The sequence below is a fragment of the Polyangium sorediatum genome (genome assembly GCF_029946465.1).
Taxonomy (GTDB): domain Bacteria; phylum Myxococcota_A; class Polyangia; order Polyangiales; family Polyangiaceae; genus Polyangium; species Polyangium fumosum.
In genome coordinates this window covers 99,994-115,517 of record NZ_JARZHI010000009.1, presented here as the reverse complement: position 1 = coordinate 115,517, position 15,524 = coordinate 99,994, and the positions used below count along the sequence as shown (strand labels likewise).

Below are 15,524 nucleotides of genomic sequence, written 5' to 3'. Positions count from 1 at the left end.
CAAGGCATGGCACGCACCCAGCAGCTCATCGCCGGGCGATTTCAGGTCGAGCGCGAGGTCGGACGTGGCGCCGTCGGCATCGTGTTCCGCGCGTTCGACACGGTCTCCCAGCGGCGCGTCGCCCTGAAGATCATCGCCGCAGGCGAGTCCGATCCCGGCGAGCGCACCCGCCTCCTGCAAGAGGGCAAGATCCTGAGCGAGCTCGATCATCCCGGGATCGTCCAGGTCGTGGCCTACGGCGCCCTCGACTCGAGTTACACCGCCGCGCTCGGCCGCAAGTTCGACGAAGGCACGCCCTTCATCGCCATGGAGTGGCTCGAAGGCGAGGACCTGCTCACGCGCCAGCTCCGCGCCGCGCTCACGATGCGCCAGGCCCTCGACATCGCGCGTCAGGTCGCCTTCGCGCTCGCCGCCGCCCACGACGCCGGCGTCGTCCACCGCGACATCAAGCCCTCGAACATCTTCGTCCTTTCGAGCCGCTTCCCCGATCCCGACTCGCCCCCCGTCTCCACGCGCACGACGCGCAGGACCCGCGACGACGGCGAGCCCGTCCCCGAGCAGCTCACCTCGAAGCTCGTCGATTTCGGCGTCGCGACCTCGCGCGACATGCGCCTGACCGGCAACGACATCTTCGTCGGCACCCCCGCGTACATGGCCCCCGAGCAGGCCCGCGGCGACGCCATCGCAGACGCGCGCAGCGACATCTACTCGCTCGGCGCGACGCTCTTCGAGCTGCTCACGGGAAGGCCCCCGCACATCGGCTCGAACTCGATCGCCACGATCGCGCTGCTCGCCACGACGCCCGCGCCCCGCTTGAGCGAGCTGCTCCTCGACGTCCCCGAGGCCCTCGAAGAGCTCGTCGCGCGCATGCTCATGTCCGAGCGCGAGCATCGCCCGACGTCGTCGCGCGAGGTCGCGCTCGAGCTCGACGCGCTCTGCCGTGATCCATCCGTCCCCGAGGTCGCGCGCGCGCTCGCCACCTCGACCGAGCCGCCGCCCATGAACACGCGGCTCGTCACGACGCTCGTCGCGCTGCAGGTCGGCTCGCGCAAGGAGCAACGCCTGCAGCTCCTCGAACGTCTGCGCGAGCGCGGCGCCGACGCCTTGCCCCTCGGCACCGACTCGATCGTCGCGCACCTCGGCATGCGCCAGTCGCACGGCGACGAGGCCACGAACGCCCTCGATCTCGGCCGCTGGCTCGCCGAGCTCGGCGCGTGCGTGGGCGTCTCCACGGGCCGCACGCGGCTCGATCGCGTCAAATCTGCGGGCGACGTCGTTGATCGCGCGAGCGCGCTCGCGCGAAAAGCAGGCGAGGCGAACCTGCTCTGCGACGGCACCACGAAGGACCTCGACAAGGGCTTCTTCCAGTTCGACTCGGTCCCGGGCGGCCATTTCAAGGTCGGCGCGCGCGCCAAGCCCGAGGGTCGCAAAACCGAACAGTTCATCGGCCGCGAAGCCGAACTCATCAACGCGCTCGCGCAGTACGAGCGCTGCGTCGACGATGGCACGCCGATCATCGTCACGATCTCGGGCCCGCCTGGCATCGGCAAGAGCCGCCTCGGTCGCGAGTTCGTCAACCGCATCACGACACGCGACGAACCCCCGCTGCTCGTCCGCGTGCGATGTGAGTCCTTCGGCCGCGCCCAGGCCCTCGGCGTCGCCACCGACGCGCTCCGCGCCATGCTCGGTCTTCCGAAAGGCGCGAGCCTCGAACAGGTCGAGCAGGCCCTGCGCGTGCGCAAGCTCCGGAGCGGCGACAGCACCTTGCTCTCGCGCCTGCTCGCGAACCAGCCCTTCGACGAAGGCCTCGATCCGCGCGGCGCCCGCGACTCGCTCTACCTCTCGATGACCGAGCTCGCCCTCGGCGCCGCCTCCAGCGGCACCTGCGTCCTGCTCTTCGAGGACGCGCAGTGGTCCGACCCCGAGAGCATCTCCTGGATCGAGCACCTGCTCGGCCGCGCCACGAACCTGCCCCTGTTCGTGATGATGGTCATGCGACCAGGCTTCTGGCGTGATCAAGGCCAACGCTTCGTCGGCCGGGATCACGTGCGGATCGATCTGCGCCCGATGTCGAAGAAGGCCACACGCGAGATCGCCCGCGCCATCATCGGCGAGGGCGCGGACGAGGCCGTGCTGAACCGCGTCGCGGAGCAAGCCGCGGGCTCGCCGCTCTTCGCCGAGGAGCTCGCGCGTGTCATCGCCGCGGGCAAGGACGTCACCACGGCCGCCACGATCGAGGCCGCGATCCAGGTCAGCCTCGACGCGCTCGACGACGCGACGCGCGAAGCTGTCGTGCGCATGAGCGTCCTCGGCCTGAGCGTGTGGGACTCGGGCATCAGCGCCGTCGGCGTAGCCGACGCGGACGGCGCCTTGAAAAAACTCATCGCCGCCGAGCTGCTCGTCGAGCACGGCGCGAGCCGCTTCGCCGGCACGCGCGAGTTCCTCTTCAAGCACGCCCTCGTCCGCGACGTCGCCTACGCCTCGGCGAACGAGGAGCTCCGCAAGCAGATCCACGCCGCCGCAGCCGCGTGGCTCGCCAACATGGGCGAGGACGCCGCGACCGTCGCGCAGCACTTCGATCTCGGCGCGCAGCAAGAGAAAGCCGCCGTCTACTGGGAGACCGCCGCGCGGCGCGCCCTCGCTACGAACTCGCTCGGCGAGGCCGTGAAGATGGCCGAACGATCGCTCATGTTCGCGACGGACAAACCAACCGCATTCGGCCGCGCGGTGCTGCTCGACGAGGCCCACAGCCGCCTCGACGCGAAGTCCTCCGAGCGCAAGGAGGCCATCGACGCGATGGCCGAAAACGTGTTCGACGAGGAGAGCGAGATCCGCTCCCTCGGCGCGCGCGTCCGGTACGACTACGTGCTCGGCGCCGGCTTCGACGTCGAAGCGCGTCTCATCCAGTGCCGCGATCGCGCGGCGACGCTCGGCCTCGTCGAGGAAGAGGCGCGCTGCTCGGCATCGCTCGCAAACCTCTACGCCTATGCAGGCCAGCTCGACCTCGCCGAGCGCGAGACGCGCGTCCTGCTCGACCTCACCGAGCGCCGATCGATCGACTGGGCCGCCGTCGACGCCTGGCAAGCCCTCGCCGTCGTGCGGCAGACGCAAGGTCAGCTCGGCGCAGCGCTCGACGCCCGGCGCAACGCGGCCCGCGCCGCGAAGAGCGCAGGCCTGCAAGAGCGCGAGGCCATGCTCATCACGAACGTCGGCTTCGCCCTGACCACCATCGGCGCGCGCCACGAGGCCCTGCACCAGCTCGAAGCGGGCCTCGCGAAGGCCTCGGCGATCGGCAGCCCTGGCACGGTGCGCAACGCGCAGATGAACCTGCTCTGCTGGGCCGCGACGTTCGGCCCCGACAGCCGCCTCGACGGGGCCCTCACCGAGCCCCGCACGAGCGCCGACGAAGCGACCGTCGCCTGGTTCCACAAGGATCGCGTGACGCTCGGCACGCTCTTTTACCGCGGCTGCGAGCTCCTGCGCACGGACGGCGCGGGCAACATCCCGCGCGCGCGCTCGCTGCTCAAGACGGCGACCGAGGCCTACCGCGCCTCGCAGAACCGCGACGTCCTGCCCGTCGCGCTCGGCTTCTGGGCCGAGGCCGAGCGTCGCTTCGGCAACTCCGACCAGGCGATCGAGCTCGCCTGCGAGGCCGCGCGCCTCGTCGAATCCGGCGCGCCGAGCCTGCTCAACGAGGCCTCGATCTACCTGACGCTGCACGACGCGTACGTCGACATCGGCGACCTGAAGAGCGCCCGCGACGCGATCCAGCGCGCCGTCCCGCACCTCGAGCGCCGCCTGAAGGGCCTCGAAGGCACGCCCTACGCGCGCGCCTTCCTGGTGAACCTCCCGCACAACGCAGGCCTGCTCGCCGCCGCCGAAGCCTACGGCTGCGTGACGAAGCCCATCGAGCAGGTCCTCGCCCTCCCCCTGTCCGAAAGCTAGGGGGACTTCACGGCGTGGCGCCGGGGTTTCACCCCGGACCCGTCTGGTCAACGATGGGGCTACGCTCGGCAAGCCGAGCTACGCCCCGAACCCCGGAGTTGTCCACCCCTCGACCCGGACCAGGGCCAGCCCTGGACCCTTGGTGCACCAACCGCGATGCGGTCGATGCCAACGGGAGGGGCCTGCCAGCACCTCTCCGTGCAGCCATTGGTGCACAAAACGAAACCGCCCTCCCCTTCCGAGGAGGGCGGCTCGCTTTTGTCTGCGCCGAGAGCGGTTACTCGCCGCCGATCGCGATGCCGAGCTGCTGCCGCAGCGCGAAGTACTGATCCGACACCGAGAACAGGAGCAGCTCCTTCAGCTTCTCCTGCGGCGGCAGATCACCCGGCTGCTGCGGCTCGGCCGCGATGATCTTCTTCGCGATCTCGAGGTCGCCGCAGAGCAGGTATCCAGCGCGGTTCGCCGTGATGTCCACGCACTGCGACCACCGCTTGAGGTTCGCCTTCGCCCCGTCCGCCACGAACTTCTTCACGACCATCCGCAGACCTTCGATCTGCATCGGCTGCATGAACTGGCGGATCGTCTGCGCCGTCGCCAGCACCTGCTTGTCGATGTCCGCCGGCGAAGGCGCGTCCGGCTGGACGAGCTTGATCGCCGCGAAGAGGAGCACCGTCAGCTCGGTGACCGTCGGGAACAGCGTCTTGATGTAGTGCTCGCCGCGATACATCGCGAGGTGCTTGCCGATGATGAACGTCAGCTCCTGCGGCGAGAACCCGGTCAAGACCGTTTGACCTGCAACCGACGAGGGCGGCTCGGCCGGAACGGCGACGAGAGCCCCCGGCACGTCGCTGCGCACGTACAACGCCGGGCACGGGATCCCGAGCACCTGTGAGGCCCAGCCGAACGTACGGGCGAACGTGACGGTCGACGTGGCCGGATCCTGGCGGAACCGCGGATCGAGGACCGGCTTCTCCTTCTTCGCCTCCAGCGTCGCGATCTTCGCCTTGAGCGCCGCGGAGGCGATCATCTCGAAGATCTTGCCGATGTAGAGGTTCTCTTCCTCGTGGAAGAGGTTCCGGAGCCACTGCTCGTTGTCGAGCCGGTTCTTGACCTGCAGCATCCCCTGCGGACGGTAGTCCTCGAAGAAGCGCTGCTCGTCCTCGTCGGCCTTGCGGATGAACGCGAGCGCCGCCGCCGTGCACCACGCCGGATCATACGCCTTCTGCTCCACGTAGAGCCGGTAGAGCTCGTGGTAGGAGTCGGCGTTCGTCGCGTCGATCTTCACGAGTGACTGGTACTCGGAGATCGCTTCCTCCGTGTTCCCGAGGCCCGTGTAGAGCTGCGCCAGGATCTGGTGCTCCTGCTGGTCCTCCGGCTTGAGGCGCGCGGCGATCTTGAACGTCTCGACCGCCGCGTTCACGTCCTCGAGGCGATCGCGGTAGATGAGGCCGAGCGCGTGCCAGAGGGTGAACTCGAGGTCGATGTTCCCCTTGCCCGCCACGCGGTGCAGCATCTTCCGGTACGCGCGCTCGAGCTGCTTCCAGTCCCTCTGCGACGTAAGGATCTTGTTGATGCGCTCGAACGCGTCGAGGAACGCCGGATCGAGATCCAGCGCGTCGTTGAACAGGTCCACCGCGCGCGGGAGATCCTCGAGCTTGTCGCGGTAGATCTGCGCCATCGTGAAGAAGTAGCGCGACTTGCGACCGGGCTGCGTCTCGAGGTCCGCGATGCGCTGGAGCGTGTCCACCATCTGCTCCCACTGACTGACCTTCTGGTACAGCGTGAGCATCCGGTGCAGCAAAACGTGGTTCTGCGGCTCCAGATCGAGCGCCTCTTCGAGCGCCTCGACGGACTTCGTCGGGTTCTGATCCTTCTCCCACGTATCGGCGATCTCGCCGAGGAGCTTGAAGCGCTCGGCGCCGTCGATGATGTTGTCGAGGATCTGGCGCTTGTAGTGCGCGACCTGCTTCCAGTCCTTCAACCCGTCGTAGACGCCGACGAGCGCGTCGAGCGTCGGCCGGTGAGCCGGCTCCACGCCGAGGGCCTTCTCGAAGTTGTTGATCGCCTGCTTCGCCTGGCCCTGGTTCTGCTTGATGAGGCCAAGCTTGTAGTAGACGTTCGCGCGCGCCTCGGTCTCGGCCTCGTCCGTCGTCCCGAGGACCTTCTGGTAGTTCGTCAGCGCGCCGGCCCAGTCACCCAAGCGGAAGCAGACGTCGGCGAGGCCCTCGATGGTCTCGCGGTTCGTCATGTCGATCGCGTAGGCAGCCTGGTACGCCTTGAGCGCCTGCTCGTTCTTCCCGATCGCGACGAGCACCTTGCCGAACGTGTTCTGCAGTCGGTGCTGCTCGGACTTCTCGCGCTTGCCCGATTTCCGGACGAGCATCTCGCCGAGCGGCTCCGCCTTCGTCCACTTCTCGTTGCTCACGTACTCCGCGAGCAAGGGCATCGCCGCGTCCTCGTTGTCGCCGTCGCTCTGGAGCGCGAGCTCGTACGCCTGCACCGCGAGATCGTGCTCGCCGAGCCGATCGTCGCGCAGCCTGCCGAGCTCCACGAGGAGCTTGGCGCGCTGGCGCGGCGCCTCGGTGTTCATCTGCTCCTGATCGAGGTACCGCGCGGCGGTGTCCCAATCCTCGGAGTCGATCGCGATGACGCGCAACGCGGCCAGGGTCTGCAGGTGCGCCGGATCCAGATCGAGAGCCATCTCGAACCGATCCCGCGCCGCGATCCGATCCCCGATCTTCTCGTCGAGCTGCTTACCGATCCGGTAATACATCTCGACGCGCTGCTTGCCGTCCGGAGTCAGGTCGGCGACGCGCGTCATGTAGTCGATGGCGCGCGACGTATCCTCCTGCTTCTCGTAGAGCTTCGCGAGCGCCTCGAGCGCCGGGATGTGCTTGTCGTCGAGGTCCGTGATGTTCAGCCACGCGTCGATCGCGCGGTCGAAGTCCTGGACCTCCTCGGCGTACACCTTCGCCGTCGCCGACCAGAGATCGATCTTCTTCTGCCGATCGATCGTCGCGTTGATGTGGCGATCGTAGGTGTTGATGAGGTCGTGCCATTGCCGCAGCCGGCGGTAGCAACGCTCGAGCGAGTCGAGCGCCGCCTCGTGGTGCGGATCGATGTCCACGACCTGCTCGAGCCTCGCGGCCGCGAGATCCGGCTTGAGGAACTGCTCCTCCTGGATCTTCGCGATCTTGAGCAGCACGTCGATGCGCTCGCGCTCCGTCGTGACCACGTCGAGCTGCATCTCGAGGACGCCCACGAGATCCGGCCACTGGTGCGTCTGGTTGTAGACGCGCTCCAGGCCGCGCATCGCGAGCAGGTTGGCCGCGTCCACCTCGAGCACCTCGCGGTAGACCTGACCCGCCTTCTCGATCTGGCCGAGGTCCTTTTCGTAGAGGCCCGCGCAACGCAGCTTCGTGGCCGCGATCTGCGAGGCTTCCGTCTGCGCCTTGCCCTTGCGGGTCAGGATGTCGACCAGTTCGGGGAGCAGGCCGCGATCCGTGTAGATGCGGTCGAGCGCCTCGAGCGCCGCCAGGTGGTACGCGTCCACGTCGAGCGCGCGCTTGTAGAACGAGAGGCCCTGCTCCACGTCGCCCGCGTTCTTCTCGAGCACCTCGCCGAGCTCCGTCAGGATCTCCTTGCGATCGGTGTCCTTGACGGCGATCTCGAGGGCCCGCGTGAGCATCTGGCCCTGCTGCTGCCACTGGCCGCCCTTCTTGTGGAAGTTCGCCATCTGGCGCAGCACGTCGACGTTGTTCGGGTCGATCTGCAGCACCTTGCCGTAGTACGGCTGCGAGTACTCGGGGTGCCCGAGGTCCTCCGCGTACCACTTCGCGAGGTGCAGGCAGAGCCGGATCGTGCGGAGCGGATCCCGGTCCGGGTTCAGCGCCTGCAGCCAGCCGTTGACCGTCTGCACAAGCTCCGGCCAGCGGTTCGTCGCCTGCGCCATGCGCTCGAGGTAACGAACCGTCTCCATGTTGTCGAAGTCGAGCTCGAACGCCGTGAGCAGCGCGTCGAACGCCTGCATCCGGTCTTCGAGCTCGGTCTCGAACACGCGCGCGACCTTGCGGAGGATGTCCGTCTTCTCGTCGGTGTCCTCGCGCGAGTCGAGGCGCGCGAGGTACAGCTCGATGAGCGGCTCGGCGCGATGCGCGGCCGAGTGCAGTTCTTCGAGCGCGAGGTACGCGCGATCGTGCGTCGGCTCGATCTCGAGAACCTTCTCGTACGCCGGCGTGCCCTTGTCCTTGTCCTGGACCTGGTGCTCCCAGATGTCGGCGACCTCGAGGTACTCGCGGATCTTCTCCGCGCCGTCCTCGTACGCCGCCGCGCGGCCCATCTTGACGTCGATCACCTCGACCCAGCGCTCTTCGGCGCGGAGCAGGTTCTCGAGCGCCGCCATGGCCTCGAAGTCGCGCGGATCGACCGCGAGCAGCTTCCGCCACGCGTCGATCGCGTCGTACGCCTGGACGAGCACGTTCTGGTACGTCGTCCCGAGCTCGCGGTAGAGGGCCACCACGTTCTCGGCCGGTAGCACCGAACCTGCGCGATCCACCGTCTGGTGGAGAATGCTCACGAGCTCGTTCGGATCGTTGCGCTTCCGCCAGATGTCCGCGATCGCGTAGAGCGCCTCGACGTTCGCGTACTCGATGTCGAGCGCGCGGTTGTAGTCGTCGAGCGCGAGGTCGTCGCGCGTCAGCTTGTCGTTGTAGAGCTTCGCGCGACGGAGGAGCACGGCCACGCGTGCCTCGTCGGTCGGCTCAACGTCGAACTGCCGCTCGAGGGCCTCGCAGAGCTCCGCCCACCGCTGCTCGCGCTCGTACAGGTTCGCGAGCGCAAAGAGCGCCTCCGTGTCCTCGCCCTTGATGTCGAGGACCTGCTTCCACATGTCGATCGCGGCCGGGATGTTGTTGAGCATCTCCGGCTCGGAGAGCAGGCGCGCCATCTTCGCGCGCACGTCGCCCTCGTTCGCCGTGATCTGGAGCTCGCGCTCGTAGACGCCCATCAGCTCGGTCCACGAACCCTTGCTGCCGTACAGGCGCTCGAGTGCGTAGATCGCGGCCTCGTTGTTCGGGTCGAGTTCGTCGAAGAGCCGACGGAAGGCGCGGATCGCGTCGTCCACCTGCCCGAGCTGCTCCTCGTACACCTGGCCGAGGCGGCCGTAGAGCTCGATGTGCTCGTACGGCTCCATCGGCACCTTGACCCGCTGCTCGAGGATCCCCGCGAGGTCGGCGTACTGCTCGAGCCCCGTGTAGATCCGATCGAGCTCGGCGAGCGCCTTCGGATCGAGCGGATCGACGCCGAGAACGTAGCGGTACGTCTGCTCCGCCTTCTCGATGTCGCGCAGTTCCTCCTCGAACACGCGCGCGAGCCGCGTGCCGATGTTCGTCTGCACCGCCTTGTCGCCGTGCAGGCCGAGCACGTCGGCATACGCGTCGCCGAGGGTGTTCCAGCCGCCGTCCGTCGAACCGCCGAGCCGCTCGACCTCTTCGAGCGTCTTCTCGTCCGCCGGGTACTCCTTGAGCGCGCGGACGTACACGCCGAGCGCGCCGTCGAGCGCCACGAGCCGCTCCTCGTGGATCTCCGCCATGCGGTAGTACATGGCGAGCCGATCCGCGGGCTCCGTGAGGTGCGCGAGCTGCGCTTCGAGGACGCCCGCGAGCTTCTCCCAGTCACCGGACGACTGGTAGAGCGGCTCCAGGATCTCGCCGATCTCGAGCTGCTTCACGCCCGCCGCGAAGAGCCCTTCGAGAGCCTCCAGCGTTGCCGTGTGATCGGGCGCCGCGTTCAGGATCTCGCGGTAGACGCCGATCGCCGCCGCCAGATCGTTCAAGCGGAGCTGGTGGACCTGGCCGAGGCGGTACTTGAACTCGAGCGCGTCCTCCGGGTTCGGCGACGACTCGGCCTCACGCGCGAGCACGGGCACGAGATCGGTCCAGCGCTCGGTCATCGTGAAGAGCCGGTCGAGCGAGGAGATCGCCGTCCAGTTCTCCGCGTCGACCTCGAGCACGCGCCGGTAACGCGCCACCGCGCTGTCGACGTCCTCGAGCTGCGTCTCGAAAATCCCCGCGAGACGAAGACCGAGCTCGACGAACTGATCCGGCTGCTCACCGAGCTTGCCGAGTTCCTGATCGTAGAGCGCCGCGACGTCCTTCCACCGCGTCACGTACATCGCGAGCCGCTCGATGTTGCCGAGCGAATCCTGGTTCGCGATGTCGAACGTCACCGCCCGCGCGTACGTGTCGAAGGCCGCCTGGTGGTTGCCGAGCATCTCCTCGTGCAGGCGCGCGATGCGGTGGAGCAGCTCCACCTTGGCGTACGGATCGTCCGCCTTCGCGACCTGGACCTCGAGGACGCTGATCAGCTTGTCCCACTGCTGCGCGGTGTCGTAGATGGGCTCGAGCACGAGGGCTGCTTCGAGCGCCGCCGTCGCGCCGCTGCTCTTGATGCCTTCGAGGGCCACCAGCGTGGGCTCGTGATCGGGCATCACCTGCAGGAGATCGCGATAAAGCTCGATCGCGCGCTGCACGTCGCCGAGGTGCTTCTCGTAGAGCTCGGCGATTCGGTAGTTGTAGCTGATCTGCTCCGCCGGATCGGCCGAGATGCGCGAGAGGTGCTCGAGCACGCCGAGCAACTCGTGCCAGTTCTGGGCCTGCTGGTAGAGCACGTCGAGCCGACCGAGCGCCTGCTGATCGTCCGGATCGAGCTCGAGCACGCGCTGGTACGTGTCGATCGACGCCGGCACGTCCTTGAGCTCGCTCTCGTAGACCGCGCCCATCTGGTAGTAGATGCTCTTCTTCTCCTCGGGATCACCGACGAGATCGACCTTCTTCGTGTACACCGCGAGAAGGTCGGCCCACCGCGACAAACCGAGGTAGAGCTTGATGAGCTGATCGATCGCGCCGAGATCTTCCGGATCGAGCTCCAGGATCTTGCCGTACACCGCGATCGCCGCGTCGTGCCGCTGGAGGATCTCCTCCTCGATCGACGCTGCTTGGAAGAGCGCGCCCTTCTTCTCGCCGAGCTCGTCGAGAATGTCGGCCTTCTGCTGCAGGATCTGGGAGAGCTCCTCGAAGCGATCCGCGGCCCTGAAGAGGTTCTCCAGCGCCTCGGCCGCGCCGAGGTTGCGCGCGTCGATCGTGAGCACCTTGCGGTAGTGCTTGATCGCGCTCTCGATGTCGCCGATGTCCGACTCATAGACGCGCGCGCTCATCGTGTAGAGCTGGCTCGAAAGCTCCGGCTCCTGCTGCTGCGCCGCGAGCTCCTCCAGCACGCGCGCGAGGTCGGCGAACCGCCCCGTTGCGCGCGCCAGTCGATCCAGGCCCTGCTGCGTCGTATCGAGCGCCGGGTCGTGCCCGAGCGCGCGCGCGTACGTGTCGAAGGCCGAGTTCAGATCACCGCCGGCGTCCTCGTAGAGCGTCGCGATCTGATGGAGCAGCTCCACCTTGCGGCTCACATCGTCGCTCCGTCGGACCTGCACCTCGTGCACGCCGATGAGCTTCATGTAATCGCCCGAGGCCCTGTAGAGCGGCTCGAGGATCTCGGCGATCGCCACCTCGTGCTCGGGCAGCTTGCCGAGCCGTTCGAGCGCGCCGAGCGCCTCCGCATTCGCGGGCTCACGCTCGAGGACCTGGCGGTAGCCCTCGATCGCGGTCTCGAGCAGGTTCATCTTCGACTCGCGCAGCGCCGCGAGGCGGAGCATGAGCCGGATCTGCTGCTCGTCCTCGGTGGCGTACCGGAGCTGCTGCTCCAGGTTGTCCGCGAGGTCCTCCCACATGCTCTGCCGCGAGAAGAGCCCGTCGAGGGCGGCGAGCGCCACGTTGCTCGTCGGATCCTCGCGCAGCACCTCCTGGTAGGCCGCGATCGCGTCGCCGGGCTGCGAGAGCTTCTCCTCGTAGACCTCGGCCATCTGCGCGAAGAGCGCCTCGCGATCCGTGAACTCCGGCGCGAGCGCGATGCGACGACGGAAAACCTCGATGAGGTCCTGCCACCGCTCGGTGCGGCGATAGAGCGCGTCCATCGCGGCGAGCGCCTCGCCGTCCGCCGGATCGATCTCAAGCACGCGCTTGTAGCCGTTCGCCGCGTCCTCGATCTTGCCGAGCTTCTCCGAGATGCCCGCGAGCCGCATCCAGTACTCGCGCGCCAGTCGCTCGTCGCTCAGGCCCCCCGCGATCTCACTGAAGACCGCGAAGAGTTTGTCCCACGAACCGGCCTGCGCCGCGAGCTGCTCGAGCTCGCCGCGGGTCTCGCCGTTCGACGGATCGTCCTTCAGGGCGCGGCTCTGCGCCTCGAACGCCCGCGCGAGATCCGTCAGGTGCTCGGCCGCCGTGCGGGCGACCTTGCGCAGGAGGTTCACGCGCGTCCCGACGTCCGCCTCCGCGGCCGCCAGGATCTCGAGGGACTGGATGAGCTTCTCCCAGTCGCCGCGCGTCTCGTAGATCTCCTGCAGGATCCCGGCCGCCTCGGCGCGGAGCTCCTCGTTCTCGAGCAGCTTCTCGAGCGCAATGCGCGCGCCGTCGTTCGCCGGATCGAGGACCAGGATCTCCCGGTAATTCTCGAGCGCGCCGTGCGCATCACCGAGCTTCTCGAGCGTCGAGCCGAGCCGGTACTTGAGGTCGACCGTGATCGCGTCGCCGAGGTTCAGTTCGATGCGCCGACGAAGCACGTCGACGTAGCTCTCCCACTGCTCCTGCTCGCGGTAGAGCGTATCGAGCGCTTCGAGCGCCGGCGCGTCGGCCGGATCGTCCTGGAGCACCTCGTTGTACGTCGTGATCGCGCTCGCCGGATCCTTGATCTCGTTCACGTAGAGCTGCGCGATCGCGTAGCGAATGCTCTTCGTCTCCTCGGTGTCCTGCGCCAGCTCGAGCTTGCGCTTGTAGATCTCGAGGAGCTCCGTGAACCGACCCGTGTCGCGGTAAAGGCGCTCGAGCGCCGAGATCGCCGCCGCGTTCTCGCTGTCCGTGTCGTACACGGCGCGGAACTGCGCGAGCGCGTCGTCCACGCGCTTGACCTCGTCGACGAGCACACGACCGAGCCGGAGCCGCAGCGCGATCCCGAGATCCCGATCCAGATCCTCATCCGCGCGCGCGATCGTCTTGCCGTACGACGCGATGAGGCTGTCCCAGCTCCCCGTCGTGCGCGCGACGCGCTCCACATCCTCGACGCACTGCTCGTCGCCGGGTGCGAGCTCGAACGCGGATAGGAACCGCTCGAACGCCTTCTGCGGCTCCTTGAGCTTCGCCTCGTAGAGGCCCGCGACCTCACGGTAGAGCGCGAGCTTCGTGTCGGCGTCCTGATCGTTCGCGAGCTTGACCTCGATCGCGACCGCGAGCCCCTTCGCGTTGTTGGCCTGCGTGTAGAGCGGGATGAGCGCCTCGGCCGCTGGTAGGTACCCGGCGTCGATCGTCCACACCTTCTCGTAGGCCTTCATCGCCCGATCGGACTTGCCCTTCTGGTCGAGCCAGAGCTGGGCCGTCTTCATGAGCAGGCTGATCTTGTTCTTGTCCTCGGTCTCCTTCGCCTCCTGCGACTCGAGAACGCGGATGAACTCGTCCCACTTGCCCTGCTCTTCGTAGAACCGCTGCAGGTCCTCCCAGCGAGCGACCTTCAGGTAGAGCTTCTTCAGCGCCTCCTGGGCCTTGCGCTCGTTCGGGTTCAGCGTGAGGAGCTGCTCCCACGCTTCGATCGCAGCGTCGTCGTTGTTCAGGCGCTCGCCGTAGAGGGCGCCGAGCTTGCCGAGCAGCGCCTCCTTCGCCTTGAAGTCAGCCGTGATCTCGACCTGCTTCTGCAGCACAACGGCGAGTTTGTCCCAGTCCTTCGAGCGCTCGTGGAGGCCCGACAGCGCATTCAGCGCCTCGACGTTCTCCGGATCGTCGGCGAGGACCTCATCCCAAAGCTCGACGCAGACCTCGGGCTTCTTGACGCGCTCGGTGGCGAGCTTCGCGATCTCGAGGAACTTCTCGGCACGCGACGGCCCCGGCGGCATCATCTGCGCCTTGCGCCGGTTCAGCCCGATGAGCTTCTCCCAGTCGCGACGCTTCTCGTAGCTCTGCTGCAGGTACTCGATCGCTTGCGCGTTCTCGCCGTCGATGACGAGGATCGCCTCGAAGCACTTCACGGCCTCGGCCGCGTTCGAGAACTTGCCCGTGTAGAGCTCCGCGGCCTGCAGGTAGTACGAGATCTTGTCCGCCGCGTCGGGCACCGCCTCCGCGAGCTCGACGAGCGTCTTGACGTACTCGTTGAAGCGCTTGGCCTGCTCCTGCTTCTGCGCCTTCGACTTGAGCTCTTCGATCTTCGCCCAGTCGACGGCGTCCTCCTCCTCGACGACCTCCGTGGACACCTCGGTCTCCACCTCGGGCGCAGCGGCGGACGGCGCAGGCTCGGACACGGCAGGCACCGAAGCCGCAGGCACCGAAGCCGCGGGCACCGAGGTCGCCGCGCCGAGGCGCTCGCCGATCTGCGTCTCGAACGCGAGCAGCGTCGGGTGCTGCGGCGCGACCTGCGAGAGCCTCTCGAACCAGGGCCGCGCGCGCATCACGTTGCCGAGCTTTTGCCAGATGATCCCGCCGGCCTGCGCGAGCATGAACGGCGAGCCGTTGCCGCCGTCCGAAGCGATCTTCTCGGCGAGCGCCGCGACGCGCTCCCAATCGCCTTCCTTGGCACCCCAACCATCACGCAGGTACGTGAACGCGCCCTCGGCCTCGGGATCGTGCGCGAGCGCCTCTTCGAGCAGCTTCGAGCCGAGCTCCGGGTTCTGATGGCGCGTCGCCCAGCGCGTGCCGAACCGAAGCGCTGCCTCGGCGCGACCACGGCCGCTCATCGCATCGAGCACGCGGCGCTGCGCGTCGACGAGCGTCTGCGAGCGCTCCTCCTCCACGAGGATCCCCTCGTAGAGGGCTGCCACTTGCCGATCGAGCGGGTTTGCCTCGTATGCCTTCGCGAGAAGGTCATCGACCTCCGCCGGCGCGAAGCGACGCGCGAGACGCGCGGCCCGCAGGAACAGGCGCGCCCGCGAAGCCCCGTCGAGCGACGCGTCGTTCGCGCGCTGCAGGAGCTCTGCGACGTGCGCCTCCCAGCTCTCCAGCTCGACTTGCGCGTCGGCGAGGCTGGCGCGCGCCTCCTCGCTCGTGCCCCCGGACGTACCGAGCGCGCGCGCATACGTCGACACGGCTTTCTCATTGTCGCCGATGTCGCAGTACACGTCCCCGAGCTCCAGGAGCAGCTCGGTCGCTTCGGGGCCGTCTCCGAGCCCCTTCAGCTCAAGCTCGAGGAGCCTCTGGACCATGTTGATCTTGCCAAGGTCCCAGTACACGAGCCGCGCGAGGCGAAGTGCCTCGGTGAGCGTCGAATTCAGCTTGAAGGCGTCCTGCAAATGCTTGAGCGCCTTGACACCCTGGAGGAACTTCTCCTCGAGGAGCCGCCCAAGACGCAGGTGGTAACCAGCCTTCGCCGTGGCATCCGCCTCACCGGCGAGCCCCTTTTCGAGCTCTTCAGCGAGCCCCTGCCATTCACGAACCGACTCGAGATGCTTGAGACGCTGCGCAAGATCCATGGATTCCTCGGCCCCTGACCTGACCTAC

Annotated in this window: 2 protein-coding genes; one reads left to right on the top strand and one right to left on the bottom strand. The window is 67.7% G+C overall.

Features of this window, described 5'->3' with window-relative positions:
* The first annotated feature begins 6 nt into the window (after window positions 1-6).
* Window positions 7-3,945 (top strand): serine/threonine-protein kinase, encoded by a 3,939-nt coding sequence (locus tag QHF89_RS13495; protein WP_136969645.1) that lies wholly within the window; start codon window positions 7-9, stop codon window positions 3,943-3,945.
* Between the two features lie 277 nt (window positions 3,946-4,222).
* Here the strand turns inward: QHF89_RS13495 and QHF89_RS13490 are convergent, their stop codons facing one another.
* The gene (locus tag QHF89_RS13490; RefSeq protein WP_284720443.1) at window positions 4,223-15,496 is read right to left on the bottom strand and encodes a tetratricopeptide repeat protein; all 11,274 of its coding nucleotides are present in this window, start codon (window positions 15,494-15,496) and stop codon (window positions 4,223-4,225) included.
* Between the last annotated feature and the right edge of the window lie 28 nt (window positions 15,497-15,524).

Coding starts and splice junctions, on each gene's coding strand:
- QHF89_RS13495 (WP_136969645.1), top strand. CDS start 7: ATGGCACGCACCCAGCAGCTCATCGCCGGGCGATTTCAGGTCGAGCGC.
- QHF89_RS13490 (WP_284720443.1), bottom strand. CDS start 15,496: ATGGATCTTGCGCAGCGTCTCAAGCATCTCGAGTCGGTTCGTGAATGG.